Origin of the sequence: Novosphingobium sp., from assembly GCF_030699305.1 — a bacterium.
Lineage (GTDB): Bacteria > Pseudomonadota > Alphaproteobacteria > Sphingomonadales > Sphingomonadaceae > Novosphingobium.
Genome location: NZ_JAUYNB010000021.1, coordinates 139,502 through 165,455, shown reverse-complemented (window position 1 = coordinate 165,455; position 25,954 = coordinate 139,502). Strand labels below are relative to the sequence as shown.

The following is a 25,954-nucleotide window of genomic DNA, read 5'->3' as shown; positions in this document are numbered from 1 at the left end:
CCGGTTCCCTTACAGCACAAGATCGTTGGGCCGGGTGCGGCGCAGCCAGCCCGTTACCCACAAGCGGGTCATGGTCACGGCGGTGAACACCGATGTGACGATCCCGATCATCAGCACCACGGCAAACCCGCGCACCGGGCCAGAGCCGAACAGGAACATCAGCACCGCCGCGATGGCATTGGTGATGTTGGCATCGAAAATCGCGCGGCTGGCTTCTGTATAGCCCATCTCTACCGCCTGCATCACGCGCCGCCCGCGGGCCAGTTCTTCGCGGATGCGTTCGTTGATCAGCACGTTGGCATCGACCGCCGCCCCGATCGTCAGCACGAACCCGGCAATCCCCGGCAGCGTCAGCGTGGTGTTGAGCAGCGCCATCACCCCCAGGATCATCAGCACGTTCAGGATCAGCGCGGAATTGGCATAGATGCCGAACCGGCCATAAGTGGCCATCATGAACACCACCAGCAGCACGGTGCCGACGCCGAACGCGATCATGCCCTTTTCGATCGAATCCGCACCCAGGTCCGGCCCGACGGTGCGTTCTTCCACCACCTTGAGGTCCACCGGCAGCGCGCCGGAGCGCAGCGAGATGGCCAGCTGGTTGGCCGAATCCACCGTGAAGTTGCCGGAAATCCGGGCCGTCCCGCCCAGGATCGGTTCCTCGATCACCGGCGCGGACAGCACCTTGCCATCCAGGATGATGGCGAACGGCTTGCGCACGTTCTCGGTGGTCAGCTTGGCGAACTTGGCGCCGCCCTGCTGGTCGAACGTGATGTTGACGACGGCGGCGTTGGTCTGGGTATCGGTGCTCTGCTGGGCATTGGCCAGCTGATCGCCCTTGATCCCGCCCAGCCGCCGCACGGCCAGCGCGGGCACGCCGCCGCACGACCCGGCATCAAGGCACGGCACGACTTCGCTGCCCGGCGGGGCAATGCCCTGCGCGACGTCGGCGGGAATCGCCGAACCGTCGACCAGCTTGAATTCCAGCTTGGCGGTCTGGCCCAGCAGGTTCTTGAGCGCGGCCGGGTCTTTCAGGCCCGGCACCTGCACCACGATCCGGTCCGCGCCCTGGCGGATGATCGTCGGTTCACGGGTGCCCAGCGCGTCGATCCGCTTGCGGACCACTTCGGTCGCGGTGTCCATTGCCTGGCTGATCGCCTGATCGATCCCGGCCTGGGTCGGGGTCAGCACGATGCGGCTGCCATCCAGCACGGCCAGATCCCAGTCCCGCTGCCCGGTCAGCTGCGCACCGCTGGTCAGCGTCTGCAACCGTTCACGCGCGGCGTCGATCTGCGACGGATCGGCGACCATGAACGAAACGGTGCCGTCCTTGGACGAGATATCCCCGATGCGGATCTGCGGGTCGGCCTGCCGCAGGCGGGCGCGGACGTCCTCTTCCATGCTTTCCAGCCGCTGGCGGCGGACCTGTTCGGGGTTCGCTTCCAGCAGGATGTGACTGCCGCCGGCGAGATCCAGCCCCAGGTTGATCCGCGGTGCAGGCAGCACCGACGGCCAAGCCAGGCCGACAACCGAGAACATCGACGGCATTGCCGCCAGCGCAAGGAGCAGCGCCAGCGACCAGAGCCAGAGCTGTTTCCAGCGGGGAAAATCAAGCATCGACAGCGCCTTGCATCAGCGAGAAGAGGATCGACCGGAGCCGCGGTTCAACCCGGTGAACCGCGCTGCCGATCAGTCGTTGGCCGGGGCCGCGCCGGTCGGCGGGATGACGTCCGAAATCGTGGTCTTGACCGCCTTCACGCGCACGTTCGGGGCAAGTTCCAGTTCGGCGTAGTGCTCATCCACCTTGATGACCTTGCCGACCAGACCGCCGCCGGTCAGCACCTGATCGCCCTTCTTGATTCCGGCGACCTTGGCCTGGTGTGCCTTCTGGCGCTTCATCTGCGGGCGCAGGATCAGGAACCAGAACACCGCGACCATCGCGACGAGCGGGAGGAACTGCACCCAGGCCGGCGGAGCATCGGCGGCGGCAGCGGCGAGCATGTTGAGGATCTGGCTGTTCATGGACAGTCTTCTTACCTTCTTGCGTTATGCGTTGACCCGGCAAATGACGGGCAGAATTGCGCGCGCCTAGCAGCTAAGCCGCGCCTTCGCAACGCGCCGCCCCCCGGAACGCAGTGGTTAAGTTCCGAACCCACAGCCCACTTTGCCTGCGCCGTCACCCCGGACCTGATCCGGGATCCCGCTTTTTGCCGGACGGGCCGAAGGAAACAAGCGGGACCACGGGTCAAGCCCGGGGCGATGAACAAGGAAATGAGACTTCGAGTTCCGCGACCCAAAGTGGGGCCTCCGCCGCCCGCTTCAACCCTGCCCGGCGAAAAGCGAACGTTGCCGCGCCTGCGCCCTTGCCATCCCCGCCCGTCCTGCATATAGGCCGCCTCCACGGTCGGGACGTAGCGCAGCCTGGTAGCGCATCACACTGGGGGTGTGGGGGTCGGAGGTTCGAATCCTCTCGTCCCGACCAAGATTTTCCAGATTTTTAGGAAATCCACAGCGGGCGGCGAAAGCTGCCCGTTTTGTTGTGTGCGTGTTGTGATAAGCAACGCTTGAGCGAAAGTGAAAATTAATCCGATGCAATAGCCAGCTATCGAACCCACTTTCGGTAAGCGCCAAACACTAAAAGAGCTAAAGCGGGAAGCAAGGAAATCACCAATAGTCTATGGAAATGTTCCTGTTCTAATTCCTCCCATCCACCAACCCCAAGTGGATCGAACAACCAAGCATATAGATGCACCACTAAAGCCCAAACAGCTGAAAAAAATATAATTTTCCGAACACGACTTCCTTTTTGCGCAAAGCGATTAGGCTGTTTGAAAGCAGCCCCCTGAAACGCTTCCTGAAGCTTTCGCCGCTCTTTCCGAAGATCTGAAGCGCGTTTAATTTTGATCTCATCATCAGTGGCTAACAGTCGATCAAACACATCGAGGATAGCGGCTGGTGGCCGAGTTGCTACCTCACCGGCTAAATCCTTAGCAATACTGTCGAACAACGCTTGGAGCGCTAGGCTCGGCGCAACTCCTATGGAAATGTAAGCAATCCAAGCCTCGGTAATCTGAAGCCTTTGATCCAAGCTAATGGGTCCACCCTTATGGTCGAGCCAATCAGCTACAGTAAACCAATCGCGCTTTAGTCCCGGCGGGCCATCTACCGCTTCAGCATCCTCCTTCAGTTGTTCAATGAAGAACGGCCCAGTTGCCCGCATTGCATCAGCCGTCGTTGTGCCTTCAATCAACAACTCACGGGGTTCACTCATCTAAAGCAAGTCCTTTTTCTCATTTTCAACAACCTACCTTGGAAATCGGCACAGTTCTAAACTCTCCCTCACACGAAGATAAGGAAGCGATGTTGGTCCAAATTTATATGCGGGAATGCGTGTGGAGCAAACAAAAAGGCGTCGCAGTTTCCTGCAACGCCTGTTCGCTCTCACCAGTGCGGCGGGCAAGGGCACCCCGCCCCCGCCCGCCAGCGCCGCTTATTCCAGTTCCAAAATCACCGCGTCCACGGCCAGGCTTTCGCCCTGTTTGGCGTTGACCTTCTTCACCGTGGCGCTCTTTTCGGCGCGGAGGATGTTTTCCATCTTCATTGCTTCGACCACCGCCAGCGGCTGCCCGGCTTCGACCTTGTCGCCTTCGGCCACGTGCAGCGCCACCAGCAGGCCCGGCATCGGGCAGATCAGGAACTTTGACAGGTCCGGCGGGATCTTTTCGATCATGTGGCTGGTCAGGTGGGCAAAGCGGGTGGGCAGGATCTGCACCTTGTGGGTCGCGCCGCGCGTGGTCATGCGCAGGCCGGAGCGGGTGACGTCCACCTTTACGCCGTAGACCGTGTCGCCCACTTCGGCCTGCACCAGCCGGTCGCCGGGGGTGTATTCCAGCGCGAGGTCTACCGGCTGCCCGTTGACGGTGATGTCTTCATCCAGTGACACCGCGAACGACTGGTCGCCGATCGTGACGGTCCAGTCATAGGTCGGCTCCAGTTCGCCATCGAGCTGGCCGTCGATCTGACACGCACGGTCGGCGCGGGCGGTGGCGATGAACCCGGCGATGGCGGCAAGGTGCCCCTTCACTTCGTCCGATGTCGCCGCGCCGGTGAACCCGTCAGGGTATTCCTCGGCGATGAAGCCCGTGGTCAGCTCGCCCGAGCGGAAGCGCGGGTGCTGCATGATCGCGGAGACGAAATCGATGTTGTGGCCCAGCCCCTCGATCTCGAACGCGTCGAGCGCGGCGATCTGGAGGTCGGCGGCTTCGTCGCGCGTTTCGCCCCAGGTCACCAGCTTGGCGATCATCGGGTCATAGAACATCGACACTTCGCCGCCTTCATAGACGCCGTCGTCCACCCGCACGCCGTCCACGCCGCGCCGCCCGTTGGCGCTGCCGTCATCGGTCCAGCCCTCCACCGGCGGGTTATAGCGCACCAGACGCCCGGTCGAGGGCAGGAACCCGCGATAGGGGTCTTCGGCATAGACGCGGTTTTCAATCGCCCAGCCGTCGATCTTCACATCGTCCTGCGTCATCGCCAGCTTCTCGCCAGCGGCCACGCGGATCATCTGTTCGACCAGATCGATGCCGGTGATGCATTCGGTGACGGGGTGCTCCACCTGCAGGCGGGTGTTCATTTCGAGGAAGTAGAAGCTCTCCCCGCTGGGGTCCGCGCCTGATACGATCAGTTCGACTGTACCCGCGCTGAAATAGCCGACCGCCTTTGACAGCGCGACGCACTGTTCACCCATGGCTTTACGCATCTTGGGCGTGACGAACGGCGACGGCGCTTCTTCCACCACCTTCTGGTGGCGGCGCTGGATGCTGCATTCGCGCTCGTTCAGGTAGAGCACGTTGCCGTGCTTATCGCCCAGAATCTGGATTTCGATGTGGCGCGGACCCAGGATGAATTTTTCGATGAACACGCGGTCATCGCCGAACGAGTTCAGCCCTTCGCGCTTCACCGCTTCAAAGCCTTCGCGCACGTCTTGTTCGGTATAGGCGAGGCGCATGCCCTTGCCGCCGCCGCCAGCGCTGGCCTTCATCATCACCGGATAGCCGATTTCAGCGGAAATCCGCACCGCGTGCTCGGTATCCTCGATCTCGCCCACGAAGCCGGGGACGACGTTCACGCCCGCGGCCTTGGCCAGCTTCTTGGATTCGATCTTGTCACCCATCGCGGCAATCGCGTTCACCGGGGGCCCGATGAACTCGATCCCCTCGGCGGCGAGCGCTTCCGCAAAACTGGTGCGTTCCGACAGGAAACCATAGCCCGGATGGACCGCTTCCGCGCCGGTTGCCTTGCACGCGGCGATGATCTTGTCCGCGATCAGGTAGGACTGGGCGGCGGGCGACGGGCCGATGTGTACGGCCTCGTCCGCCATCTGCACGAACGGCGCGCGGGCATCGGCGTCGGAATAGACGGCCACCGTCTGGATACCCATGCGGCGGGCGGTCTTGATCACCCGGCAAGCGATTTCGCCGCGATTGGCGATGAGGATTTTCTTGAACATTCAGCGACTCCAGCGTCGAAACAAGATGAGCGAGACGGCCCAGTAGGCAACGAAAGCGGATCCAATGATCAGCCAGAAATTTCGATTGGCACCCGACGTGCAGAGAGGATTGTCAAAGCAGTCGCCGTAGGTGAAGACAAACAACAGCGCCCCTGTGAGGACGATGCAAAAAACTGACCACGCCGTAAAAATGAGAAAATGGCGAACATTCATGCCCCTCTCCTTTCGACGTCACCCTGAACTTGTTTCAGGGTCCATCCCTCCACCCGCACCAACTGCGCCGGACGAGCCATGGATGCTGAAACGAGTTCAGCATGACGGGATCGCGTAACGGCCGCATCAGCCCTAACCTTCATCGTCACCCCGGGCTTGACCCGGGGTTGGGCTGCCTTTTCCGACGCCGCGAGCGAACACAGCGTTGCAGAAGGAAAGCCCAGCCCCGGATCAAGTCCGGGGCGACGGGAGCGGTTAAGGGTCACGAAGTCACCCCTCCAGCGGCGGCATGTTGTGGCCCAGCAGGCGCAGCATATCCGCCGCGCATTCGACCACGTTGGACCCCGGACCATAGATGCCCTGCACCCCAGCCTCGCGCAGGAAGTCATAGTCCTGCGGCGGGATCACGCCGCCTGCGACGACCTTGATGTCGGCGCGGCCAGCGGCTTTCAGGTGGCCGATGAGTTCGGGGATCAGCGTCTTGTGTCCGGCGGCGAGCGACGAGGCACCGACCGCGTCGACATCGGCTTCCAGCGCCAGCTTCGCCGCTTCTTCCGGCGTCTGGAACAGCGGCCCGCTGGTGACGTCAAAGCCCATGTCGGAGAACGCGCTGGCAATCACGTTCGCGCCGCGATCGTGGCCGTCCTGGCCCATCTTGGCGACCAGCATGCGCGGCTTGCGGCCCAGACGGCGAGACACAGCCTCAACCCCGTCGGTCACTTGCGCCCAGCGCTGATCGAACTCGTAAGCGCTGCCATAGATGCCCTTCACCGGCACCGGCTGTGTGCCATAGCGGCCGAACACGACCTCCATCGCGTCAGAGATTTCGCCCAGCGTGGCGCGTTCGCGCGCGGCATCGACGGCGAGTTCGAGCAGGTTGCCGCCGCCTTTCGCACCTTCGGTCAGCGCGGCCAGCGCGGCGCGGCATTTGGCCTCGTCGCGGTTGGCGCGGGTGGTTTTCAGGCGGGCGATCTGCCCTTCGCGCACCGCGACGTTATCGACTTCCAGCGTATCGAGGTGGTCTTCGGATGCGAGGCGATACTTGTTGACGCCGACGATCACGTCCTCGGCCTTGTCCACCCGTGCCTGACGGCCAGCAGCGGCTTCCTCGATCATCGCCTTGGGCCAGCCAGCAGCCACGGCCTTGGCCATGCCGCCTTCGGCTTCGACGCGCTCGATGATTTCCCACGCCTTGTCGACCAGTTCCTGGGTCAGGCTTTCGATGTAGTACGACCCGCCCAGCGGATCGACCACGTTGCACATGCCCGTTTCTTCCTGGATCACGATCTGGGTGTTGCGGGCGATGCGCGCGGAAAAGTCGGTCGGCAGCGCGATCGCTTCGTCCAGCGCATTGGTGTGGAGCGACTGGGTGCCGCCCAGCATCGCGGCCATCGCCTCGATCGTGGTGCGGATGACGTTGTTATAGGGGTCCTGCTCCTGCAGCGACACGCCGGAGGTCTGGCAGTGGGTGCGCAGCATCTTGCTGCGTTCGTCCTGCGCGCCCAGTTTGGTCATCACCCGGTGCCACAACACGCGCGCCGCGCGCAGCTTGGCCACTTCCATGAAGAAGTTCATGCCGATGGCGAAGAAGAAGCTCAGGCGGCCCGCGAACTTGTCGATGTCCAGCCCGCTGGCGACGCCGTACTTCACGTATTCCATGCCGTCGGCGATGGTGAAGGCCAGTTCCTGCACCTGCGTCGCCCCGGCTTCCTGCATGTGATAGCCGGAAATCGAGATCGAGTTGAATTTCGGCATTTTCGCGCTGGTATATCCGAAGATGTCCGAAATGATCCGCATGCTGGGTTCGGGCGGATAGATGTAGGTGTTGCGGACCATGAACTCCTTGAGGATGTCGTTCTGGATGGTCCCGTCGAGCTGTTCGGTCGGAACGCCCTGCTCCTCGCCCGCGACGATGAAGAACGCCAGGATCGGGATCACCGCGCCGTTCATGGTCATGGATACCGACATCTTGTCGAGCGGGATTCCGTCGAACAGGATCTTCATGTCCTCGACGCTGTCGATGGCCACGCCCGCCTTGCCAACGTCGCCCACCACGCGCGGGTGATCGCTGTCATAGCCGCGGTGGGTGGCCAGATCGAACGCCACCGACAGGCCCTTTTGCCCCGCCGCCAGATTGCGGCGATAGAACGCGTTCGATTCCTCGGCAGTGGAAAAACCCGCATACTGGCGGATCGTCCACGGACGGCCCGCATACATCGATGCGCGCACGCCCCGCGTGAACGGCGCGAAGCCCGGCAGGCCGGGATCGGCCTTCACGTCATCCGCCGTGTAGAGCGGCTTTACCGCGATGCCTTCGGGGGTATTCCAGGTCAGGTCCTTGCCCTTGACCTCTTTCGCCGCCGCGGCCTGCCAGTCTTCGATCTTTGCCATGTCTCACCTCATTGCCCTCTCACCCCGTGCGGGGGGCAGAGGATACGAAGGCTTGCCGGTTTACCGGCTAGCCGCAGTTGGAGAGGGGGGAATGCGCCCAGCCCCTCTCCCAACCCTCTCCCCCACGGGGGAGAGGGCCAGTTATTACTTGCCCTGGAAGTTGGGCTTGCGCTTTTCGAGGAAGGCCAGCCCGCCTTCCATCGCATCGGCGGTGCCGCCCGCGATGCGCTGCCCTTCGGCTTCGGCCAGCAGCTGTTCGGAATAGCTGTTTTCCAGCGCGGTCAGGATGTTCTTGCGCATCACGGCATAAGCCACCGTCGGCCCGTTCGCGAGGCGGGTGGCCAGCGCGCGGGCTTCGTCCTGCAGCACCTCGTCTTCCACCATCTTGTAGATCAGGCCCCAGTCAGCCGCCTTTTCCGCGCTGATCTTTTCGCCCAGCATCATCATTTCGGTCGCGCGGGCCTTGCCCACCATGCGCGGCAGCATCCAGCTGGCGCCGCCATCGGGCACAAGACCGATGTTGACGAAGGCCTGCAGGAAATAGCCGCTGCGCCCCGCGATCACGAAATCGCCGCACAGGCCGATGGAACAGCCCACGCCCGCCGCCGCGCCGTTGACGGCGGTGATGATCGGCATGTTCAGCCGCGCGAGGCTCATCATCAACGGGTTGTAGTGGCGGGTCAGCGCGATGTAGCTGCCCTCACCGCCCGAAATCGACCGCTCACCGCGCGCCGAAAGGTCCGCGCCGGAACAAAAGCCGCGCCCCGCCCCGGTGATGATCAGCGCCCGCGCGCCTTCCATCATCGACAGCGCGTCATTGATTTCGCCCGCCATGTCGAGGCTGCACGCATTCATGCGCTCAGGCCGGCTCAGAGTGATCGTGGCGATGGCGTCAGTTACGTCGACGGTGATCGTTTCGTAGGTCACAGGCGGTTCTCTCCGTTTTCGTCACCCTGAACTTGTTTCAGGGTCCATTTCTCGGCCCGCCCCACCAGTGCCGGACGGCACGATGGAAGCTGAAACAAGTTCAGCATGACGGGGTTGCAAGGCATCAGTGCGCCTCTTTCGGTGTTTCCATGATTTCGGTCAGCACACCCTGCATGTCGCGCGGGTGGACAAAGAAGATCAGCGTGCCGTGCGCGCCGATCCGGGGTTCGCCCAGCACGCGCTTGCCCATGGCCTCGAACTCGGCCTTGGCGGCGTGAATGTCGGGCACTTCATAGCACATGTGATGCTGCCCGCCCGCCGGGTTCTTGTCGAGGAAGCTCTGGATCGAGGTGTTGCCCGGCAGCGGCTCGATCAGCTCGATCTGCGTGCCGTTCAGTGCGCCATCGGCACCGGGAGTATCGACGAAGCACACCTTCACGCCCTGATCGGGCAGGTCGAACGGCTCATGGATCTTCGTCGCGCCCATGACGTCGCGGTAGAACACGATGGAGTCCGCGATGGAGGGGGTTGCGACCCCGATGTGGTTCAAACGGCCGAGTTTCATTGATCTTCTCCATTCCCCCTACCCTTCAGGGGAGGGGCAGCGAGACTTGGCAGCTTGCTGCCTAGTCGCAGCGGGGTGGGGGTTCGGCGGTGCAAGTGGAGCGCAGCGGCGAACCCCCACCCCAACCCCTCCCCGGCGGGGAGGGGCTTAGGCAGCGTCGCCACGCCGATGTGTTTGAAACGGCGGAGTTTCATCGGTTCCCCCCTCACAGCGGAATGTTATCATGCTTCTTCCACGGGTTTTCCAAACTCTTGTTCCGCAGCTTCCTCAGCCCCAAGGCAATCCGCCGCCGCGTTGAGTGCGGGTGGATCACCTCGTCGATGAAGCCCTTGCTCGCCGCCACGAAGGGGTTGGCGAAGCGGTCTTCGTATTCCTTGGTGCGTTCCGCGATCTTGTCGGGATCGCCAATGTCCGAGCGGAAGATGATTTCCACCGCGCCCTTCGCGCCCATCACCGCGATTTCGGCCGTCGGCCAGGCGTAGTTGAGGTCGCCGCGGAGGTGCTTGGAGGCCATCACGTCATACGCGCCGCCATAGGCCTTGCGGGTGATGACGGTGATCTTCGGCACGGTCGCCTCGGCATAGGCGAACAGCAGCTTCGCGCCGTGCTTGATGATGCCGTTATGCTCCTGTGCGGTGCCGGGCAGGAAGCCGGGAACGTCGACGAACGTCAGGATCGGGATGTTGAACGCATCGCAGAACCGCACGAACCGCGCGGCCTTCTTCGATGAGTTGATATCGAGCACGCCCGCCAGCACCATCGGCTGGTTGGCCACCACGCCCACCGTGCGCCCTTCGATCCGGCCGAACCCGCACAGGATATTGCCGGCATGGGCGGGCTGCACTTCAAAGAATTCGCCTTCGTCCAGCACCTTGCGCAGCACTTCGTGCATATCATAGGGCTGGTTGGCGCTGGCCGGGATCAGCGTGTCGAGGCTTTCTTCCAGCCGGTCCCAGGTATCCGCCGTCGGCCGCAGGGGCGCATCTTCGCGGTTGTTGAGCGGCAGGAAATCAAAGAAATCGCGCGCCGTCAGCAGCGCCTCGATATCGTTTTCCAGCGCAAGGTCGGCGACCGAGGTCTTGGTGGTGTGCGTGACCGCACCGCCCAGTTCCTCCTGCGTGACAATCTCGTTCGTCACCGTCTTGACCACGTCCGGCCCGGTCACGAACATATAGCTGCTGTCCTTCACCATGAAGATGAAGTCGGTCATCGCCGGGCTGTAGACCGCCCCGCCCGCGCATGGACCCATGATCAGCGACAGCTGCGGCACCACGCCGCTGGCCAGCACGTTGCGCTGGAAGATTTCGGCATAGCCGCCCAGCGACGCCACGCCTTCCTGAATGCGCGCGCCGCCGCTGTCGTTGAGGCCGATGACCGGCGCGCCAACTTTCATGGCGTTGTCCATCACCTTGCAGATCTTCATCGCATGGCGTTCCGACACGGCCCCGCCGAACACGGTGAAGTCCTGCGCGAAGACATAGACCAGACGGCCGTTGATCGTGCCGCTGCCGGTCACCACGCCGTCACCCGGAATGGTCGTTTCGGGCATCCCGAAATCGACGCAGTTGTGTTCGACATACATGTCCGTTTCTTCGAAGCTGTCTTCGTCGAGCAGGATTTCCAGCCGTTCACGCGCGGTCAGCTTGCCCTTGGCGTGCTGCGCGTCGATGCGCTTTTGCCCGCCACCCATCCGGGCGGCAGCACGGCGCTTTTCCATTTCGGCGATATTTGCGGACATGATCTTCCCCGTCCCGGTAATCTTCAGAGCATTTCCCTTGCGCGCGGCACGGGGCAATGTCCAATGTGAATTTGCAAAGTTGCAAAGCCACAGTTTGCAAAGTAGAATGGCGCCGTCATGTCACGCCGTATCTTTGCCGGAACCCAGCTGCGCGCGATCCGCGCCGAACGTGCGCTCAAGCAGGCGGAGCTGGCCGAGCGGCTGGGGATCAGTCCGTCCTACCTCTCGCAGCTGGAAAACGACGACCGCCCGCTGACCCCCGCGCTGGTCGAACGGCTGAGCCAGTCCTTCCCGCTCGACTGGCGGGAAATCGGCGCGGGCGACACCGAAAACCGCCTTGCCGCGCTGCGCGAAGCCAATGCCGATCCGCTGTTCGCCGAGCCGATGGACGCCGCTCAGCTGGCCCGCTTTGCCGAGCAGCAACCGCTGCTGGCCGAACGCTTCATCGCGCTGCACGAGGCCTATCGCCGCACCGGCCAGCGGTTGCAGATGGTGGACGAGGCGCTGTCTTCCGAAACCGGCGGGATCGCGCGCCTGCCGTGGGAGGACGTGCGCGACTGGTTCCACTTTGCGAACAACTATGTCGACAGCCTGGACCGCGCGGCGGAGGCGCTGGCGGGGACGCTCTCCGGCCGTGCGCTCACCCCCGATACCCCCGCGCTGGAGGCGTATTTGCGCGACGCGCTGTCCATTTCACTGGTCTATGAGTTAAACCATGGCCTGCGCAGTTTCGATGCGGAAATGGGCCACCTGACCATCGATCCCAGCCAGCCCGCCGAAAGCCGCCGCTTTCAACTGGCGCACCAGCTCGCCGCGCTCGCCCTGAAAGACGAAATCTCCACCGTGATCGAAGGCGCGCGGCTGAACAGCGCGGCATCGCGGCAACTGCTGTTTGTGGGGCTGTGCAACTATGCCGCGGGCGCGCTGCTGATGCCCTATCGCCGGTTCCGGACCGAGGCGCGGGCCGTGCGCCATGACATCGACCGGCTAGCACAGGCCTTCGGCACCAGCTTTGAACAGGCCTGCCACCGCCTCTCGACCCTCCAGCGCGAGGAAGCGCGCGGCGTGCCGTTCTTCTTCTGCCGGGTCGACATGGCCGGGAACATCACCAAGCGCCACTCCGCCACGCGCCTGCAATTCGCCCGGTTCGGCGGGGCCTGCCCGCTGTGGATCGTGCATGAAGCCGTCGCGATCCCTGACCGCATTCTGGTGCAGTTGGCCGAAACACCCGACGGGGTCCGCTATGTCTCGATGGCCAAGGGGCTGGTGAAGCCGTCCGGCTCCTACGACCGCGCGCCGCGCCGCTATGCCGTGGCGCTGGGGTGCGAGGCGGAACACGCCGCCGAGTTCGTCTATGCCGACGGGCTGGACCTGACCAGCCCCCGCGCCGCCACCCGGATCGGCGTATCCTGCCGTATCTGCCCCCGCCCCGACTGCGACCAGCGTGCCTTTCCGCCGAGCGACCGGGCGATCACGGTCGATCCGGACCAGCGCGGGGTGGTGCCGTACCGGTTGGCTTGATTTCCTCCCCCTTGGGGGAGGAAGCACGGCCATCGCCGCCTCCCCGTCAAAACCGGATCATGATCTTGCGCGCCAGCGCGGGCGAGATTGAGTTGACCAGTTGCAGCACCTTTACAATACCGATGTTCGCCTCGTCGGCGTCGCGCTCCATCGCGGAGACAATCTGCCGGGCACATTCATCGGGTGCCATCTTCCTGCTGCCGCGTCCGGCGGTGAGCTTGGTTTCGACCACAGGCGGCAGCACCTCCAGCACGTGGATGCCGCTGCCTTGCAACTGGTAGCGCAGCGCCTGCGAATAGGACCGCAGCGCCGCCTTGGTCGCGCAATAGACCGGCCCACCGGCGCGGGGAGCAATCGCAAGGCCCGATGTAACATTGACGATCATCGCCTCCCCCCGCGACTTCAGCTCTGGCATCAACCCTGCGATCAGGTGGATCGGAGCGTTGAGGTTGAGGAAGATCGTCGCATCGGCAGCCGCCAGATCGGGCGCGCCTTCGCGAAAGTCGTGATCGGCACCGGCCCCGGCATTGTTGATCAGCGCATCGATCCGGCGTCCCATCACCCCGGCCAGCACGGCATCGATCCCGGCCTGGGTGGAAAGGTCTGCCTGGATCACCTCGAACCCGTCATCGCGGACTGCGGCGACGCGATCGGCGTTCCGTCCGTGGGCGATCACGGTGGCACCCTTGCTGCGAAGCTGGCGGATCAATTGCGCCCCGATCCCATCGGTTCCGCCGGTGACAAGTATGGTCTTGCCCGAAAGCTGCATCGCTAGTCTCCCCTGTGTTCGCGGCGGAGAACCTAGCAATCAGGTTGCTAAATGCAACCTGATTGCTAGCGCATCAGCACCAGTTCCTCGGCCATCGAGGGATGCAGCGCGACCGTGTCGTCGAACTGGGCCTTGGTCAGCCCGGCCTTCACTGCGATGGCTACAGCCTGAAGGATTTCCGGCGCGTCGGGGCCGAACATGTGCACGCCCAGCACCACATCGGTATCGGGGGCGACCACCAGCTTGTAAAAGCCGCGCTCGGCCACCTGGCTGAACATGTTCTGCATCGGCCGGAAATCGGACTTGAACACCTTCACATGGCCATGCACCAGCCGCGCCTGTTCTTCGGTCAGACCGACGGCGGCGATGGGCGGCTGCGTGAAGACGGCGCTGGGGATATGGTCATATGCGGTGGTGCGCGGGGTCTTGCCGAACACGGTGTCGGCAAAGGCATGGCCCTCGCGGATCGCCACCGGGGTCAGCTGCACCCGGTTGGTCACGTCGCCCACGGCATAGATGCTGGGGCAACTGGACTGGTTGTATTCATCGACCGGAACCTCGCCCGTGGCCCCCAGTTCCACCCCGGCGCTTTCCAGCCCCAGCCCGGCGGTCTTGGGCTGGCGGCCGGTGGCCACCATCACCGCGTCGGCTTCGAACAGCTTGCCCCCGGAGGTGCGGACCAGCAGCGTGCCATCATCCTGCCGGGTGACCTGTTCGATCGGATGGTTGAACGCAAACTCGATCCCGCGCGCCTTGAGGACCGGCAGCAAGCGTTCGGTCAGGTCATGATCATAGCCGCGCAGGATCTTGTCGCTGCGGTTGACCACGGTCACCGCGCTGCCCAGCGCGTTGAAAATGCCCGCGAATTCCAGCGCAATATAGCCCGCGCCCTGGATCACCACGCGCTTCGGCAATTCGGGCAGATGGAACACCTCGTTCGAGGTGATGCAGTGCTCTGCCCCGTCGATCTCCGGCATGACCGGCCACGCACCGACCGCGATCAGGATGATCCTGGCGGTGATCTCGCGCCCTGATGCCAACCGCACGGTGTTCGGCCCGGTGACGACGGCGCGCTCGGCAAAATGCTCGACGTTGTTGTTGCTGAGGGTCGAGGTATAGGCCCGCTCCAGCCGGTCGACGTCGCTCGCCACGAAATCGCGCAAGGTCGCCCAGTCGAACTTCGCGCCCTCGATGGTCCAGCCGTATTGGGCCGCATCGTGCAGCGAATGGGCAAAGTGCGAGCCGTAAACCAGCAGCTTCTTGGGGACGCAGCCGCGGATCACGCAGGTACCGCCGACGCGAAACTCCTCGGCCACGGCCACCCGCGCCCCGTGCGACGCGGCGATCCGGCTGGCCCGGACCCCGCCCGAACCGGCGCCAATCACGAACAGGTCGTAGTCAAACTCAGCCATCATGCGCTCCTTGTATGGGGGGCGATATGGGGCGGCCGGGGCGGATTTGCCAAACGGTTTTGCTGGTCAGTGTGATAGGCTGGGTTTGTGAGGGGCAGACGGCACCGCCATACCCTGCACGCTTCCATCACCTTCCCCAGTTCGTCACCCAATCCGTCACCCTGAACTTGTTTCAGGGTCCATTATGCCGCCCGCGCCGGTGGCTGCGGATGTCCCTGACTGCGCCGCCGGGACTATCCAGCAGGGCTTCGGTTTGCGCTGATGGATGGACCCTGAAACAAGTTCAGGGTGACAGAGTGGTGGGCAGGAGGGATCTTGACCCTACTTGATCCCCGCCTCGGCCAGCAGCGCTTCGGTGCTGGGATCGAAGGTGGTGTTCCCGGCCTCGATCGCCTTGGCGATTTCCTTGCCCAGTTCCACGCCGAACTGGTCAAAGCTGTTCACTTCCAGCAGCACACCGTTCGCAAACGTGCGGTGTTCGTGGAACGCGATCAGCGCGCCCAGCGTGCCGGGGGTCAGGTCATCGCACAGGATCGTGGCCGAGGGGCGATCCCCCGGATAGGCCCGCGCCGGGTCTTTCGCGGCCTTGCCCGCCATCAGCGCCGCGCCTTGCGCAAAGCAGTTGGCCAGCAGGTTACGGTGGTGCGCCGGGTCGAGCGCATCGCCCGGCGCGATGCTGGCGATGAAGTCCACCGGGACCAGATTGGTGCCCTGATGGAGCAACTGGAACACCGCGTGCTGCGCGTCTGTGCCTACCCCGCCCCAGGTGATCGGCGCGGTCGGGCCGTCAACCGGCGAGCCATCGGCCTTTACCGATTTGCCGTTCGATTCCATTTCGAGTTGTTGGAGATAGTCCGGGAACAGCCCCAGTCGCTCATCATAGGCGAACACCGCGCGGGTCTGGCAGCCCTTCAGGCGAGTGTAGAACAAGTCGGCAAAGGCGGCGCGCAGCGGCAGATTGGCCGCGCCGTCGGTTTCCTGGAAGTGCAGGTCCATCGCCGCCGCGCCGTCCAGAAACTCGGCAAATTCGTCCCAGCCCAGCGCCAGCGCGATCGGGAACCCGATTGATGACCACAGCGAATAGCGCCCGCCGACGCTTTCCGGGAACGGCAGGACGCGGGTTTCATCGACGCCCCATTCGACCGCCTTGTCGGGGTAGGCAGTCAGCGCGACGACCCGGCCATAGGGATCTTCCACCCCGTGCTCGCCCAGCCACGTCAGCGCGCTGTGCGCATTGGTCATCGTCTCGGTGGTGGTGAACGTCTTGGAGGCAATCGCGATCAGCGTGGTCGCCGGATCGCACCGCGCAAACGCGGCTTCGAGCGCGCACCCATCGATGTTGGACACGACATGGACGTCCACCACCGCCCCGTCGCGGGCCAGCGCGTCAATCGCCAACGCCGGGCCGAGCGCGCTGCCGCCGATGCCGATGTGAATCAGATGCTTGACCTCGCCCAGCGCGCCGCCGTGGATCGCCTGAACCAGACTGCGCATCCGGGCATGAAGCGCGCCTGCTTCCTCGACGCTGGTGTCGCGGCCGACCCCGCGCAGGGCGGTGTGTTCGACCGCGCGGCCCTCGGTCACGTTGATTGCCTCGCCCGCGAACATCGCGCCGCGCCTGGCCTTGAACTGCACGGCCTCGGCCAGTTCCTCGAACGCGGCGATGTGCGCGCCATCAAGGTGCGTTTTGGACCAGTCGAACCGGATCGCCCCGCCCGGCAGTTCCAGTCGCGCGGACAGCGTGTCCAGCCGCGCCGGATCGGCGAACAGCGTTTGCAGGGCCGGCTTTGCCAGTGCTTCCAGCTTGGTCCATGCCGCCTTGACCGCTTCGCTCATCACTCATGCTCCTGTTGCAGTTGCGAAGAGCTATGCCCGCCCAGCCGCCGCCCGCCAAGACCAGAAATCGTATGCACTGCGGGACATTGCACCAACGCTGACTTATTCCTATAATACACCTATTGCACTTGACGCGCGCGGCGCGGCCCAACATGGACAATGCGATGCAAGACAACGTCCCCAATTCCGTCGGCCCTGCCCCCGCTGCCAAACCGGCCAAAAAGGAAGACAGCTTTCTGGTCTTCCTGCTGAAGCTGATCGTGCTCGTCGCGATTTTCCGCAGCTTCATCTTCTCGCCGTTCAACATTCCCAGCGAATCCATGCTGCCGCGGCTCCAGAACGGGGATTACCTGCTCGCTGCGAAGTGGCCGTACGGCTACTCGCGCCATTCGTTGCCGTTCAGTTTCGGCGCGCTGCCGGAAACACGCGTGATGGCGGCTACCCCGGATCGCGGCGATGTGGTGATCTTCAAGCAGCCCCCGCTGAACGACATCGACTATATCAAGCGGGTGATCGGCCTGCCGGGCGACACCATCCAGATGAAGGACGGCGTGCTGCACCTGAACGGCCAGCCGGTGCCGAAGGAGCGGATTGCGGACTTCGAAATCACGGTCAGCCCCAACACGCGCTGCTATTCGGTGCAGTTCGCGGCCAAGCTGGCCGATGGCAGCGATGTCTGCCGCTATCCGCAATACCGCGAAACGCTCCCCGGCGGACGGAGCTATAACGTGCTGGACCTTGGCCCGCGCGCGCAGGACGATACCCCGGCGGTCGTGGTGCCCGAAGGTCACCTGTTCCTGATGGGCGACAACCGCGACAATTCCGAAGACAGCCGCTTCCCCGCCGAACCGCGCCGCGGGATCGGGCTGGTCCCGCAGGACAACCTGGTCGGCCGTGCCTCGCTCATGATGTGGTCCACCGATGGCAGCGCGGAATGGATCAAGCCCTGGACCTGGTTCTCCGCCGCGCGCTGGAACCGGATCGGCAGCGGGTTCTGAGGCCCCTGTGCTGGAAACTGAAACCCACGCATTCCTGACCGGCATCGCCGGGCGTCCGCCGGTGGACGAAGCGCTGTGGCTGGAAGCACTGACCCACGGCAGCACCGGAGCCGCGCGGGATTACCAGCGGCTGGAATTCCTGGGTGACCGGGTGCTGGGCATGGTCATCGCCGAATGGCTCTACAAGCTGGAAGGCGGCGATGAAGGCCGCCTGTCGCAGCGCCTCAACGCGCTGGTCAGCCGCAGCACCTGCGCCAACGTCGCGCGCTCGATCGATCTTGGCCAGTTCATGCAACTGGGCAAGCAGGCCCGCGACGACGGCGGGCAGGACAGCGACAATATCCTGGGCGACGTGATGGAAGCGCTGATCGGCGCCAGCTTTGTCACCCACGGGTTCGATGCCACGCGCGACATGGTGCGCACGCTGTGGGGCGATGTGGTGGCTGGCAAGACCGGGCAGAAAAAGCACCCCAAGTCCGCGCTTCAGGAATGGGCCGCAGGCAATCGTCGGCGGATGCCCGAATACCGGCTGGTCGACCGCTCTGGCCCTGACCATGCGGCCAAGTTCACCGTCGCGGTCGAGGTCAAGGGCGTGGGCGAGGTTGAGGCAACCGGTTCCAGCAAGCAGGAAGCCGAAACGCTGGCCGCGGCCGCGTTCATGGAGCGGTTCGGCTGAACCATCGTTTGACTCGCACTGAACTGCCAGACGCCCTAAAGTCCTCTCATAACATATGCGCGGACCAGCCGGATCGGCGCTGCGCATCATTGCTGGATTGAATTCATGACCCAACACTGCGGCCTCGTTGCCGTTCTCGGCGCCCCCAACGCGGGCAAATCCACACTGGTCAACGCGCTGGTCGGCCAGAAGGTCGCCATCGTCAGCGCCAAGGCGCAGACCACCCGTGCGCGGTTGATGGGAATCGCGCTGGAAGGTGAAACGCAGATCATCCTGGCCGACACCCCCGGCCTGTTCGAACCGAAGCGGCGGCTGGACCGCGCGATGGTCAGCGCCGCCTGGGAAGGCGCACAGGAGGCCGATGCGATCCTGCTGGTGGTCGATGGCCGCAAGAAGAAGCTGGCCTATCTGGAACCGATCCTGGCCAGCCTCAAAGGCCGTCCGGAACGCAAGATCCTGGTGCTCAACAAAGTCGATGAAACCCCCAAGGAACCGCTGCTGATCGCGGCGCAGGAACTGGCGGGCGCGGACGAGGACGGCAAGACCGCGTTCGACGAGGTGTTCTTCATCTCCGCGCTGACCGGTGACGGCGTGCCGGAACTGAAAGTCCGGCTGGCGCAGCTGATGCCCGAAAGCGCGTGGCACTATCCCGAAGATCAGGTGTCGGACGCGTCCGAACGGCTGCTGGCGTGCGAGATCACGCGCGAACAGCTCTATCGCCAGCTCCATGACGAACTGCCCTATGACAGCGCGGTCCGCCCCGAAAGCTACACCCACCGCAAGGACGGCTCGGTCGAGATCCACCAGCAGATCGTGATCGCCCGCGACAGCCAGAAGGGCATCGTGCTGGGCAAGGGCGGCAGCAAGCTGAAATCCATCGGCGAGACCGCACGCAAGGAACTTACCGAATTGCTCGGCGTGACCGTCCACTTGTTCCTGCACGTCAAGGTCGAGGAAAACTGGGCCGACAGCAACAAGGAAATCTACGAGGAAATCGGGCTGGAATGGGTGCGCTGAAGCGGCCCTGACGGGGCGTTTCACCCGGCCAGCGGCCGGGCCATTCAGCGCAGCTTGGCGATGCCGATGTTGTCATCCCTGGCGCGGTCCTTGGTCGATTCCTCGCTGCGGTTCAGTGCTTTGGCGATCTCCTTCAGCCCCTTGCCCTTGGCGGCAAGGGTGCGCAGTTTGGCCAGCTCCTCAGGCTTCCAGGGCTGGCGGTGGCGTTCGAACTTCTCGCTCATTCCGCCGCTGCCTTCTTGGCTGGAGTTTTCTTGGCTGCTGCCTTCTTGGGCGCTGCGGCCTTTTTCGGAGCCGCCGCCTTCTTCTTCGGTGCGGCCTTTTTCTTGCCCTTCGCCGGTCCCTTGGCGGCGCGTTCGGTGATCAGCAGCACCGCTTCTTCGGCGGTGAGCGCTTCGGGCTGCTTGTCGCGCGGGAGGGTGGCGTTGGTGGTGCCATCGGTGACGTAGGGACCATAGCGGCCTGCCATCAGCTTCATCTCACCGCCGCTTTCGGGATGCGGGCCAAAGGTTTTGAGCGGTTCCGCCGCCGCCCGCGCCCCGCGCCCGCCGCCAGCGGCCGCTTCGGCCAGCCGGACGACGGCAGCGTTCATACCGGTGTCGAACACTTCGGCGGTGCTGCGCAGCTTCGCATACTTGCCGTTGTGGGCCAGATAGGGACCATAGCGGCCGATGCTGGCAGTGATCGGCTCACCCGTTTCGGGGTGGGTGCCAATGCTTCGCGGCAGGTCGATCAGCTTGACCGCCCAGTCGAGTGACAGTTCGCCGATGTCCTTGGGAATGTTGGCACGCTTGGCTTCCTTGCCCTCGCCCATTTCCAGGTAGGGGCCAAACCGCCCGACCTTGCGGGCAATCGGCAGTCCGGTTTCGGGGTGGTTGCCCAGCTCGCCGTCCTCGGCCCCGTCCGCACTGCCGCCGGGCTGCGCGAACTTGCGGGTGAACTTGCACTCCGGATAGTTCGAACAGGCCACAAACGCGCCGTATCGCCCACCGCGCAGCGAGAGCCGTCCGGCCTCGCACTTGGGGCATTTGCGCGGGTCGGTGCCGTCGTCGCTCGGCGGGAACAGGTAATCGGACAGGAACTCGTCCAGCGCCTCGGTCACTTCGCTGGGCTTGCGCTCCATGACTTCGTCGGACTTGGGCTTGAAGTCCTTCCAGAAGGCTTCGAGCACGGTCTTCCACGCGGCGCGGCCGCCGGACACGTCGTCAAGTTCATCCTCCATCCCGGCGGTGAAATCATAGGCGACGTAACGCTCGAAGAACCGTTCGAGGAACGCGGTCAGCAGCCGCCCGGATTCCTCGGCAAAGAACCGGTTCTTTTCGGTCCGCACGTAATTGCGGTCCTTCAGCACCTGCAGCGTGGCAGCATAAGTCGAAGGGCGGCCGATCCCCAGTTCTTCCAGCCGCTTGACCAGACTGGCTTCGGAATAACGCGGCGGCGGCTGGGTGAAATGCTGCGCAGCATCGACGCCCTTTTTCGCCGGGGTGTCGCCGGTGTTCAGCGTGGGCAGCATCGCGCTGTCCTCGTCATCGCCGCCTTGTGACTGGTCCTTGCTTTCCTCGTACACGGCCAGAAAGCCGGGGAACTTGATGACCTGACCCGTGGCGCGCAGTTCATGCTTGCCGGTGCCGTCGCGCAGTGTAACGGCGGTCCGCTCGATATTGGCCGAAGCCATCTGGCTGGCCATCGCGCGTTTGTAGACCAGATCATACAGCCGCGCCTCATCGCCGCTGCCGTACTTGTCCTTGCTGAATTCGGTCGGCCGGATCGCTTCGTGGGCTTCCTGCGCGTTCTTCGCCTTGGTTTCGTAGTGGCGCGGCTTTTCGGGCAAATAGTGCCCGCTGTAACGATCGGAAATCGCCTTGCGCGCATCGGAAATCGCGCTGGGATCCATCTGCACCCCGTCGGTCCGCATATAGGTGATCGCGCCGGCCTCATAGAGGTTCTGGGCGATCCGCATCGTGTGGCTGGCCGAGAAGCCCAGCTTGCGAGCGGCTTCCTGCTGCAGCGTCGAGGTAGTGAACGGCGGATAGGGATTGCGGCGGGTCGGCTTGGTATCGACTTCCTCGACCCGGAAGGTCGCGGATTCGACCAGCGCCTTGGCGCGCAGCGCAATGCCTTCCTCGCCCAAGCTCAGCTTGTCGAGCTTTTCGCCCTCAAACCGAACCAGCCGGGCGGGAAACTCGGTGCCGCCCTGCTCCAGCCGGGCAATGACCGACCAGTATTCCTTCGGGCGGAACACTTCGATCTCGCGCTCGCGCTGCACGATCAGGCGCAGCGCGACCGACTGGACGCGGCCTGCGCTTTTCGCGCCGGGCAGCTTGCGCCACAGCACCGGGGACAACGTGAAGCCGAACAGGTAATCCAGCGCGCGGCGGGCGAGGTAGGCGTCGATCAGATCCTGATCCAGCTCGCGCGGGCGGGTCATCGCCTCGGTCACGGTCTGCTTGGTGATCGCGTTGAAGGTCACGCGCTGGACGTCCTTGGGCAGCGCCTTGCGCTTGGCCAGCAGTTCACGCACGTGCCATGAAATCGCCTCACCCTCACGGTCAGGGTCAGTCGCGAGGATCAGGCGGTCGGCGGTCTTGGCGGCATCGGTGATCGCCTTCACCTGACGCGCCTTGTCGCCATAGAGCTCCCAGTCCATCGCGAAGTCCTCGTCCGGGCGGACCGAGCCGTCCTTGGGCGGCAGGTCGCGAACGTGGCCATAGCTGGCGAGGACCTTGTAGTCCTTGCCGAGATACTTCTCGATGGTCTTGGCCTTGGCGGGGGATTCTACGATGACAAGTTGCATGGCGGTAAAGCGAATTCCTCACGTGTATACGTACGCGCGAGGGTGAGAGGGTTCTGGCCCCAGCGTCAACCCCCGCCGTTAACCCCTGCCGTCAGCCATCTGGCCGGGGCGGCGCACCGCCCCGGCCCATAGCGGCCTACTGGTTTCCGAAGTCACGGGGAATAATGCAGCGCCCGCCATCCTGCTGGCCGACGGTGCGGATCACTTCCTGTTCGGCCGGTTCGATCCGGCGGCCGGAAATCTGGCTGTCGATCACCCGGCGGATCAGGGCGTCGAGCCGGGTGACCTGATAACAGTCAATCGCGGGCGGCGCGTGCGGGTTGCCGATGCCGCTGTCGTCGGTCAGGAAGGTGTAGCGCGACTGGGTGGCCGCAGCCATGGCCCGCATCACGTATTCAGCCTTGTCCGCCACGCCCGATGCCGCCACCGGCACGATGTGGACGCGGCTGGCGCGCAAATGTTCGGCCGCCAGCCAGGTCTTGCCAAAGTTCCGGTCGTGCGGGGGCGCATCGGCGACCAGCAGCATGGTCTTGGCCGCATCTGCCCGCCAGGCTTGCCCGGCGGCCCGGATCAGCGCCTGATCCATCGCTTCGGGATAGTCCCCGCCCCCGCTGGCACCCTGTCGCCTCAGCGCGGCCTGACCGGCGGCGACATCGGCGGACAGCGGCACCGTCTGTGTCACGTAATCATCGCCGAAGTCGCGGTAGAAGACGAACCCCAACCGCAAGTCCAGCTGCGGATGGCGCGCCCTTACCCCATCAATGATCGCAGCGAGTTCGGACTGGAGATAGCGGATTTCATCGCCCATCGACCCGGTCGTGTCGATCACCAGCATCAGGTCCAGCTTGCGCACTGCCGGGGCGGTGCGATCGACCGTGAAGTCCACCCGCTGTGCGCCGCGCCTGGCCGGAATGCTGACCGCGCGCCATGCCTCACCCCGCGTCCGCACCCAGACATCGCGGCCGAGCTGGTCCACTTCGGGGAAGAACACGGCCTTGCCGTCCGCCGTGGTTGCCAGCGTGATCCGCCCGCCATCGGCGCAGGCCAGTTCGACCCCGGCAAACGGCACCGGACGGCCCGCCCGGTCGTTCACCGCCACGGTCAGCGTGCGCTGGGTATCGACCCGCGGCAGATCGGGGATCGCCTGCCCCAGATCGGACCGGCGAACGTAATCGGCATAGAGTTCGGGGTTGAGCAGGTCGTCATGCTCCCCGGCGGTCAGTTGCCCGGCCTGTGGCTGCGGACGGGGGCGCGGATACGGCCGGGGCGGCATGACTTTCGCCGCCTCCTTCGCCGCGCTGGAACGCGGTTCGTCGCGGTAGGCCGGCGTGGCATCTGCCACCCGCGCGCTGTCGACCGGGGTGCCCGAAACGATCACATCGCCCGAACCCGCGCCGCTGGCCATCGCGGCTGGCGGGGGCGGCGGCGGGGGCGGGGGCGGCGCTGGAACCGGAGAACCCGGCGCTTCCATCGCGACCGGAGCGGACGGATAGGCCCTGCCCCCACCCACTTTCGGGCGAACGGGGCGCGGCGGCCGCACTTGCGTCTCGGCATCAAGCAGCGGCAGGGCAGCAGGCTTGCGACACAGGCCCTGCGCGCGATCCGGTCCATACACGGTACTGGCGCCGGGCTTTGCCGGGGGCGGAGGCGAAGGCGGGGCGGCCATGGCCGGTCCGTGGACCAGCACCGCCATCATTGCGATCAGTGACAATCCCTTGCGCATTCGATCACTCCATTCCCTCGATCCGAAGCTGAACCGTGCGCGCGGTTCGATGAACCGAAAATGACCGGGTTACAGTGTTACATCGACCCGCCGCGAAACTGCCGTCAACCGCTGAGCGAAACCCGCCCGCCAGCGTGGCGAACCAGCCGCCCGGCCAGTTCCAGTTCCAGCAAAGCCAGCTGGACTGCGGCCGGGCTATCTCCGCTTTGGCGAATCAATTCGTCCACCGCGACCGGCGCGATTCCCAACAGCGCCCCGACATCGGCCGGACTGTCTGCGGGTTCATCCGGCAGGTCCGCCCAGCCCTGCACCGCCGGTTCGCGAAAGGTGGATCGCGGTGTGCCGTCAAAGCCGGACAGCAGTTCGATCACGTCCGCCGCCGCCTGGACCAGCACCGCGCCGTCGCGGATCAACTGGTTGCAGCCCTGCGCCCGCGCGTCGAGCGGCGAGCCGGGAATGGCCATCACTTCCCGCCCGAACTCTCCCGCCAGCCGGGCGGTAATCAGCGAACCGGATTTCGGCGCGGCTTCCACGACCAGCGTGCCAAGCGCCAGTCCGGCAATGATCCGGTTGCGGGACGGGAAATGGCGGGCGAGCGGTTCGGTTCCTGGCGGCTGTTCCGCCACCAGCAGGCCTTCGTTCGCGACCGCTTCCTGCAAATCGGCGTGTTCGGGCGGATAAGTCACGTCGATCCCGCTGGCGATCACGCCGATTGTTCCGCCGCTCAGACTGGCCTGATGCGCCGCGCCGTCAATCCCGCGCGCCAACCCGGACACCACCGCAAAGCCCGCCTCGGCCAGTTCCCCCGCAAACATCCTGGCCAGCTTGACCGCCGCCGCCGAGGCATTGCGCGCGCCCACGATTGCAACCGTCGGCCGCGCCGCCAGCGCCAGTTGCCCCCGCACCATCAGGATCGGCGGGGCGCTGTCAATCGCGACCAACAGCGCGGGATAATCGGGCGAATCGTGAAAGACATAACGGCCGCGCGCACTGCGCAGCGCGGCGACTTCGGCCGAAATCCGGTCTTCCGCCGCGACCCGGTAACCCTTGCCGCCACGCGCCGCGAGATCGGGCAAGGCATCGAGCGCGGCCCGGGCCGTGCCAAACCGGCTGAGCAGCTGGCGATAACTGATCGGGCCGATATTGGGTGAGCGCAGCAACCGAATGCGGGCAAATGCCTCATCCTGCGAAAGCGCTGCCCCAGCCGGTTCCATCAGCCCTTGGCCCCCAGCCTGGGCTCGGTCCCGGCGCGCAGCCGGGCAATGTTTGCGCGGTGCAGGATCAGCACCAGCACCGCGATTGCCCCCAGCACCGGCACCAGTTCAGTCCGCCCCATGATCCACGCAGCGACCGGAACGGCGACCGCCGCAGTCATTCCCGCCAGCGATGAAATCCGGGTGATCGCCAGCATGCCCAGCCAGGTCAGCGCATAGACCAGCCCCAGCGGCCAGGCGAGGCCAAGCGACACGCCCATCGTGGTCGCCACGCCCTTCCCGCCCTTGAACTTCAGCCAGACCGGAAAGCAGTGGCCCAGCACCGCCCCCAGCGCCGCCATGCCGGGAAATTCCGGAAACCAGCGCCACGCCAGCCAGACGGCGAGCAGCCCCTTGGCCAGATCGAGCAGCAAGGTGGCCGCCGCCAGCCCCTTGTTCCCGGTGCGCAGCACGTTGGTCGCCCCGATGTTGCCAGATCCGATGCTGCGCAGATCCCCGGCGCCGAACGCCGCGGTCAGGATCAGCCCGAACGGCACCGATCCCAGCAGGTACCCCAGAGCAAGTGCCGCGAAACCATCCATTGTCGTCCCCTTCCCTTACCCCGCCCTTGGTAGCTACAAGGCGGGCGCACCGGCAAGTCCGGGATTGGGG

Annotated in this window: 21 protein-coding genes and 1 tRNA gene; 5 read left to right on the top strand and 17 right to left on the bottom strand. The window is 64.6% G+C overall.

Going from position 1 to position 25,954, the window contains the following annotated elements; all coding sequences use genetic code 11:
* Positions 1-9: 9 nt before the first annotated feature.
* Both secD and yajC read right to left on the bottom strand, forming a co-directional pair.
* Complete coding sequence (secD, locus tag Q8Q53_RS09835; RefSeq protein ID WP_305701593.1) at positions 10-1,617, bottom strand: protein translocase subunit SecD; 1,608 nt, start codon at positions 1,615-1,617, stop codon at positions 10-12.
* 72 nt (positions 1,618-1,689) lie between these two features.
* Positions 1,690-2,022 (bottom strand): preprotein translocase subunit YajC, encoded by a 333-nt coding sequence (yajC, locus tag Q8Q53_RS09830; RefSeq protein WP_305701592.1) that lies wholly within the window; start codon positions 2,020-2,022, stop codon positions 1,690-1,692.
* Between the two features lie 383 nt (positions 2,023-2,405).
* On the opposite strand from yajC, the gene Q8Q53_RS09825 reads away from it, so the two are divergent.
* Positions 2,406-2,482 (top strand) — tRNA-Pro (locus Q8Q53_RS09825).
* A gap of 120 nt (positions 2,483-2,602) precedes the next feature.
* On the opposite strand, the gene Q8Q53_RS09820 is transcribed toward Q8Q53_RS09825, so the two are convergent.
* The 7 genes from Q8Q53_RS09820 to Q8Q53_RS09790 all read right to left on the bottom strand — a co-directional run bounded on the left by Q8Q53_RS09820 (position 2,603) and on the right by Q8Q53_RS09790 (position 11,343).
* Complete coding sequence (locus Q8Q53_RS09820) at positions 2,603-3,271, bottom strand: hypothetical protein (protein WP_305701591.1); 669 nt, start codon at positions 3,269-3,271, stop codon at positions 2,603-2,605.
* Between the two features lie 219 nt (positions 3,272-3,490).
* Positions 3,491-5,509, bottom strand: a complete 2,019-nt coding sequence (locus Q8Q53_RS09815) for an acetyl/propionyl/methylcrotonyl-CoA carboxylase subunit alpha (protein WP_305701590.1) — start codon at positions 5,507-5,509, stop codon at positions 3,491-3,493.
* On the bottom strand, positions 5,510-5,722 hold the full coding sequence (locus tag Q8Q53_RS09810; RefSeq protein ID WP_305701589.1) for a hypothetical protein: 213 nt from the start codon (positions 5,720-5,722) through the stop codon (positions 5,510-5,512). It abuts the gene before it with no gap.
* A gap of 270 nt (positions 5,723-5,992) precedes the next feature.
* Positions 5,993-8,113 (bottom strand): methylmalonyl-CoA mutase, encoded by a 2,121-nt coding sequence (gene scpA, locus Q8Q53_RS09805; RefSeq protein ID WP_305701588.1) that lies wholly within the window; start codon positions 8,111-8,113, stop codon positions 5,993-5,995.
* A gap of 144 nt (positions 8,114-8,257) precedes the next feature.
* Positions 8,258-9,040 carry an enoyl-CoA hydratase-related protein gene (locus Q8Q53_RS09800; RefSeq protein WP_305701587.1) on the bottom strand — a complete coding sequence of 261 codons (783 nt, stop codon included), beginning with the start codon at positions 9,038-9,040 and terminating at the stop codon, positions 8,258-8,260.
* A 124-nt stretch (positions 9,041-9,164) separates the two neighbouring features.
* Entirely contained in the window at positions 9,165-9,605 is a 441-nt protein-coding gene (mce, locus tag Q8Q53_RS09795; protein ID WP_305701586.1) for a methylmalonyl-CoA epimerase, read from the bottom strand.
* A 205-nt stretch (positions 9,606-9,810) separates the two neighbouring features.
* Positions 9,811-11,343 (bottom strand): acyl-CoA carboxylase subunit beta, encoded by a 1,533-nt coding sequence (locus tag Q8Q53_RS09790; protein WP_305701585.1) that lies wholly within the window; start codon positions 11,341-11,343, stop codon positions 9,811-9,813.
* Positions 11,344-11,460: 117 nt separating this feature from the next.
* On the opposite strand from Q8Q53_RS09790, the gene Q8Q53_RS09785 reads away from it, so the two are divergent.
* Positions 11,461-12,864 (top strand): short-chain fatty acyl-CoA regulator family protein, encoded by a 1,404-nt coding sequence (locus Q8Q53_RS09785; RefSeq protein ID WP_305701584.1) that lies wholly within the window; start codon positions 11,461-11,463, stop codon positions 12,862-12,864.
* Between the two features lie 46 nt (positions 12,865-12,910).
* Here Q8Q53_RS09785 and Q8Q53_RS09780 read toward each other — a convergent pair whose 3' ends face one another.
* From Q8Q53_RS09780 to pgi, 3 genes are all read right to left on the bottom strand, one after another.
* Entirely contained in the window at positions 12,911-13,633 is a 723-nt protein-coding gene (locus Q8Q53_RS09780; RefSeq protein ID WP_305701583.1) for an SDR family oxidoreductase, read from the bottom strand.
* Positions 13,634-13,698: 65 nt separating this feature from the next.
* On the bottom strand, positions 13,699-15,045 hold the full coding sequence (gene gorA / locus Q8Q53_RS09775; RefSeq protein WP_305701582.1) for a glutathione-disulfide reductase: 1,347 nt from the start codon (positions 15,043-15,045) through the stop codon (positions 13,699-13,701).
* Between the two features lie 321 nt (positions 15,046-15,366).
* Complete coding sequence (pgi, locus tag Q8Q53_RS09770) at positions 15,367-16,881, bottom strand: glucose-6-phosphate isomerase (protein WP_305701581.1); 1,515 nt, start codon at positions 16,879-16,881, stop codon at positions 15,367-15,369.
* Between the two features lie 164 nt (positions 16,882-17,045).
* Between pgi and lepB the strand changes: the two genes are divergently transcribed.
* The 3 genes from lepB to era all read left to right on the top strand — a co-directional run bounded on the left by lepB (position 17,046) and on the right by era (position 19,572).
* Positions 17,046-17,879 (top strand): signal peptidase I, encoded by an 834-nt coding sequence (gene lepB, locus Q8Q53_RS09765; RefSeq protein ID WP_305701580.1) that lies wholly within the window; start codon positions 17,046-17,048, stop codon positions 17,877-17,879.
* A 7-nt stretch (positions 17,880-17,886) separates the two neighbouring features.
* Positions 17,887-18,555, top strand: coding sequence for a ribonuclease III (rnc, locus tag Q8Q53_RS09760; protein WP_305701579.1), 669 nt, complete (start codon positions 17,887-17,889; stop codon positions 18,553-18,555).
* A 105-nt stretch (positions 18,556-18,660) separates the two neighbouring features.
* Complete coding sequence (era, locus tag Q8Q53_RS09755; protein WP_305701578.1) at positions 18,661-19,572, top strand: GTPase Era; 912 nt, start codon at positions 18,661-18,663, stop codon at positions 19,570-19,572.
* A gap of 44 nt (positions 19,573-19,616) precedes the next feature.
* Here the strand turns inward: era and Q8Q53_RS09750 are convergent, their stop codons facing one another.
* The 5 genes from Q8Q53_RS09750 to plsY all read right to left on the bottom strand — a co-directional run bounded on the left by Q8Q53_RS09750 (position 19,617) and on the right by plsY (position 25,884).
* On the bottom strand, positions 19,617-19,796 hold the full coding sequence (locus Q8Q53_RS09750) for a hypothetical protein (protein WP_305701577.1): 180 nt from the start codon (positions 19,794-19,796) through the stop codon (positions 19,617-19,619).
* Positions 19,793-22,366, bottom strand: coding sequence for a type I DNA topoisomerase (topA, locus tag Q8Q53_RS09745; protein WP_305701576.1), 2,574 nt, complete (start codon positions 22,364-22,366; stop codon positions 19,793-19,795). Before topA ends, Q8Q53_RS09750 begins: the two co-directional genes overlap by 4 nt.
* A 136-nt stretch (positions 22,367-22,502) precedes the next feature.
* On the bottom strand, positions 22,503-24,089 hold the full coding sequence (locus Q8Q53_RS09740) for a VWA domain-containing protein (protein WP_305701575.1): 1,587 nt from the start codon (positions 24,087-24,089) through the stop codon (positions 22,503-22,505).
* 104 nt (positions 24,090-24,193) lie between these two features.
* Positions 24,194-25,303: a DNA-processing protein DprA gene (gene dprA, locus Q8Q53_RS09735; protein ID WP_305701574.1), complete on the bottom strand. Its 1,110-nt coding sequence runs from the start codon at positions 25,301-25,303 to the stop codon at positions 24,194-24,196.
* Complete coding sequence (plsY, locus tag Q8Q53_RS09730) at positions 25,303-25,884, bottom strand: glycerol-3-phosphate 1-O-acyltransferase PlsY (protein WP_305701573.1); 582 nt, start codon at positions 25,882-25,884, stop codon at positions 25,303-25,305. The genes dprA and plsY overlap by 1 nt, the downstream gene beginning before the upstream one ends.
* Positions 25,885-25,954 lie beyond the last annotated feature (70 nt).

Excerpts from the sequence above, each read along its gene's own strand:
- secD (WP_305701593.1), bottom strand. The coding sequence starts at position 1,617 with ATGCTTGATTTTCCCCGCTGGAAACAGCTCTGGCTCTGGTCGCTGGCG.
- yajC (WP_305701592.1), bottom strand. The coding sequence starts at position 2,022 with ATGAACAGCCAGATCCTCAACATGCTCGCCGCTGCCGCCGCCGATGCT.
- Q8Q53_RS09820 (WP_305701591.1), bottom strand. The coding sequence starts at position 3,271 with ATGAGTGAACCCCGTGAGTTGTTGATTGAAGGCACAACGACGGCTGAT.
- Q8Q53_RS09815 (WP_305701590.1), bottom strand. The coding sequence starts at position 5,509 with ATGTTCAAGAAAATCCTCATCGCCAATCGCGGCGAAATCGCTTGCCGG.
- Q8Q53_RS09810 (WP_305701589.1), bottom strand. The coding sequence starts at position 5,722 with ATGAATGTTCGCCATTTTCTCATTTTTACGGCGTGGTCAGTTTTTTGC.
- scpA (WP_305701588.1), bottom strand. The coding sequence starts at position 8,113 with ATGGCAAAGATCGAAGACTGGCAGGCCGCGGCGGCGAAAGAGGTCAAG.
- mce (WP_305701586.1), bottom strand. The coding sequence starts at position 9,605 with ATGAAACTCGGCCGTTTGAACCACATCGGGGTCGCAACCCCCTCCATC.
- Q8Q53_RS09790 (WP_305701585.1), bottom strand. The coding sequence starts at position 11,343 with ATGTCCGCAAATATCGCCGAAATGGAAAAGCGCCGTGCTGCCGCCCGG.
- Q8Q53_RS09785 (WP_305701584.1), top strand. The coding sequence starts at position 11,461 with ATGTCACGCCGTATCTTTGCCGGAACCCAGCTGCGCGCGATCCGCGCC.
- Q8Q53_RS09780 (WP_305701583.1), bottom strand. The coding sequence starts at position 13,633 with ATGCAGCTTTCGGGCAAGACCATACTTGTCACCGGCGGAACCGATGGG.
- gorA (WP_305701582.1), bottom strand. The coding sequence starts at position 15,045 with ATGGCTGAGTTTGACTACGACCTGTTCGTGATTGGCGCCGGTTCGGGC.
- pgi (WP_305701581.1), bottom strand. The coding sequence starts at position 16,881 with ATGAGCGAAGCGGTCAAGGCGGCATGGACCAAGCTGGAAGCACTGGCA.
- lepB (WP_305701580.1), top strand. The coding sequence starts at position 17,046 with ATGCAAGACAACGTCCCCAATTCCGTCGGCCCTGCCCCCGCTGCCAAA.
- era (WP_305701578.1), top strand. The coding sequence starts at position 18,661 with ATGACCCAACACTGCGGCCTCGTTGCCGTTCTCGGCGCCCCCAACGCG.
- Q8Q53_RS09750 (WP_305701577.1), bottom strand. The coding sequence starts at position 19,796 with ATGAGCGAGAAGTTCGAACGCCACCGCCAGCCCTGGAAGCCTGAGGAG.
- topA (WP_305701576.1), bottom strand. The coding sequence starts at position 22,366 with ATGCAACTTGTCATCGTAGAATCCCCCGCCAAGGCCAAGACCATCGAG.
- Q8Q53_RS09740 (WP_305701575.1), bottom strand. The coding sequence starts at position 24,089 with ATGCGCAAGGGATTGTCACTGATCGCAATGATGGCGGTGCTGGTCCAC.
- dprA (WP_305701574.1), bottom strand. The coding sequence starts at position 25,303 with ATGGAACCGGCTGGGGCAGCGCTTTCGCAGGATGAGGCATTTGCCCGC.
- plsY (WP_305701573.1), bottom strand. The coding sequence starts at position 25,884 with ATGGATGGTTTCGCGGCACTTGCTCTGGGGTACCTGCTGGGATCGGTG.